Here is a 2,464-nt window from a genome sequence, read left to right on the forward strand (position 1 = left end):
CAGTACAGCCGTTGACATTGAAGATGGATTTGTATAATTTTGACATGGGCTTTTTCTTCTGTTTTTTTTGGCGATTAAATTTTAGAAAATAGCCCATTTTTTGTTTAATTTAGGCGAATGTCAACAAAAAAGGGTGGCGAAGCCACCCACACATGTTGATGAAGAGCCCAATTTTTTCTCGATTTCCGGCAGCAAGGACTCGTACTTTGCCATGTCGAAAGCATACTTCATGGTAATCGCACCAATGGCAGCCTCGGCATTGTCGTGGGCAAGGCATATCTCATCGTCAAGTTCCGCCAGGTTCACGAAGGCGAACTCAAAGTGCGGAACGCGTCCGTTGTACATGGCGTGAATGTTCCTGTACTGAGCGAGAGGGTCCCAGGGGTCAGTTCCGTTATAAACAACGATTGCCTTCGTAGGCAGCCAAGGATATTTAGCATTACCCTTGTCCACCATCACGTTGATGGCGTAACGGCCAATCTGCGACATGATCCCGTTGCTTGGCGAGGACTTGTGTTCAAGCAGCAGGCCAAAACGCATTTCACCACCGGCGAGGGCCTTCACCTTGAAGGCGAGATCCGCTTCGCCCCGCTCGCCCACCTCGTCGAACGCTTCGGGAATTTCTTCAAGGGTATCCAGGTCCACTTCGGCGAGGATGTCGGCCAGGTTCTTGTTAGTCCTTGACGCCATCTCGAAAAGAGCCTTTGCGTTGACCGGTTTTGAAAAGACGTACTTCAGGAATCCGTCATGTTTTCTTTTGTTCATGTATTTTTTCGGTTGTTGCGCACACCTTTGCGGGAAGGCAAAATCGCCACCAATCCTATACACGCTTTTTTGCGGGGAATGGATCCCGATTTTTTGAAAAATGATTGTAAAATTTTTTAGCACGAACAAAGGAGATCCCCGAACAGGTCGTGGACACCGGAGGGGTGCGGGGAGACAGCAATGGAATCGCTGGAATGACGCAAATAAAAAAGGACCCGCGAGGGGTCCTAACGTTATGCGAAATGCTTGCAGCAGCTATTTGCTTTTTTCGGCCAGCTTCGCCTGAAGAGCAGCAATCAGTGCATCCTTCTCAGCAAGAGCATTGTCCTTCTCAGCAAGAGCATTGTCCTTCTCAGCGAGAGCATTGGCCTGGTCGGCCAGTTTAGCTTCACTCGCAGCCAGTTTCGCATCTTTTGCCTTGCTTGCCGACTCCATTCTGCGAACCTTGCGTTCAAGGGCGCGGTATTCGTCTCCGGCGCTCACAAAGCCAAGCCTTTGTCCAATACTCTGGAAAGCCATCTTCAGCTCCTCCAATGCCTTGCGGCTGACATACTCATCCAAATATAACTCAATCTTACTTACAAGGCAAGCACTTTCGCTGCTGGGCAATACACGCAATTTTTTCTCGATTTCCGGCAGCAAGGACTCGTACTTTGCCATGTCGAAAGCATACTTCATGGTAATAGCGCCAATGGCCGCCTCGGCGTTGCCGTGGGCAAGGCAAAGGTCGTCGTCAAGTTCCGCCAGGTTCACGAAGGCGAACTCGAAATGCGGAATGCGTCCGTTGTACATGGCATGGATGTTCTTGTACTGTGCGAGAGGGTCCCAGGGGTCAGTTCCGTTATAAACAACGATTGCCTTCGTAGGCAGCCAAGGATATTTAGCATTACCCTTGTCCACCATCACGTTGATGGCGTAACGGCCAATCTGCGACATGATCCCGTTGCTTGGCGAGGACTTGTGTTCAAGCAGCAGGCCAAAACGCATTTCACCACCGGCGAGGGCCTTCACCTTGAAGGCGAGATCCGCTTCGCCCCGCTCGCCCACCTCGTCGAACGCTTCGGGAATTTCTTCAAGGGTATCCAGGTCCACTTCGGCGAGGATGTCGGCCAGGTTCTTGTTAGTCCTTGACGCCATCTCGAAAAGAGCCTTTGCGTTGACCGGTTTTGAAAAGACGTACTTCAGGAATCCGTCATGTTTTCTTTTGTTCATGTATTTTTTCGGTTGTTGCGCATACCTTTGCGGGAAGGCAAAATTACCACCAATCCTATACACGCTTTTTTGCAAGGAATGGATCCCGATTTTTTGAAAAATGATTGTAAAATTTTTTAGCACAAACAAAGGAGATCCCCGAACAGGTCGTGGACACCGGAGGGGCGCGGGGGAGACGCAAACAAAAAAGGACCCGCGTAGGGTCCTAACGTTATGCGAAATGCTTGCAGCAGCTATTTGCTTTTTTCGGCCAGCTTCGCCTGAAGAGCAGCAATCAGTGCATCCTTCTCAGCAAGAGCATTGTCCTTCTCAGCGAGAGCATTGTCCTTCTCAGCGAGAGCATTGGCCTGGTCGGCCAGTTTCGCATCCTTAGCCTTGCTTGCCGACTCCATTCTGCGAACCTTGCGTTCAAGAGCGCGTCGTTCGTCGCCTGCACTCACAAAGCCAAGCCTTTGTCCAATACTCTTGAAAGCCATCTTCAGTTCCT

At 50.3% G+C, this 2,464-nt stretch carries 2 protein-coding genes and 1 pseudogene; all 3 read right to left on the reverse strand.

Annotated elements, in window-relative coordinates:
- Positions 1–120: 120 nt before the first annotated feature.
- Positions 121–765 (reverse strand): Rpn family recombination-promoting nuclease/putative transposase, encoded by a 645-nt coding sequence (locus B7992_RS16115; protein WP_088666809.1) that lies wholly within the window; start codon positions 763–765, stop codon positions 121–123.
- 255 nt (positions 766–1,020) lie between these two features.
- A complete protein-coding gene (locus tag B7992_RS16120) occupies positions 1,021–1,977 on the reverse strand; it encodes an Rpn family recombination-promoting nuclease/putative transposase (RefSeq protein WP_088666810.1) in 957 nt (318 codons plus the stop codon).
- Between the two features lie 233 nt (positions 1,978–2,210).
- Positions 2,211–2,464: pseudogene (locus B7992_RS16125) on the reverse strand (hypothetical protein); the annotation flags it as partial.

It is taken from the genome of Fibrobacter sp. UWH1, assembly GCF_002210365.1.
GTDB lineage: Bacteria > Fibrobacterota > Fibrobacteria > Fibrobacterales > Fibrobacteraceae > Fibrobacter.

What these genes read in the sequence shown, in the direction of transcription:
- B7992_RS16120 (WP_088666810.1), bottom strand. Translation starts at nt 1,977, where the DNA reads ATGAACAAAAGAAAACATGACGGATTCCTGAAGTACGTCTTTTCAAAA.
- B7992_RS16115 (WP_088666809.1), bottom strand. Translation starts at nt 765, where the DNA reads ATGAACAAAAGAAAACATGACGGATTCCTGAAGTACGTCTTTTCAAAA.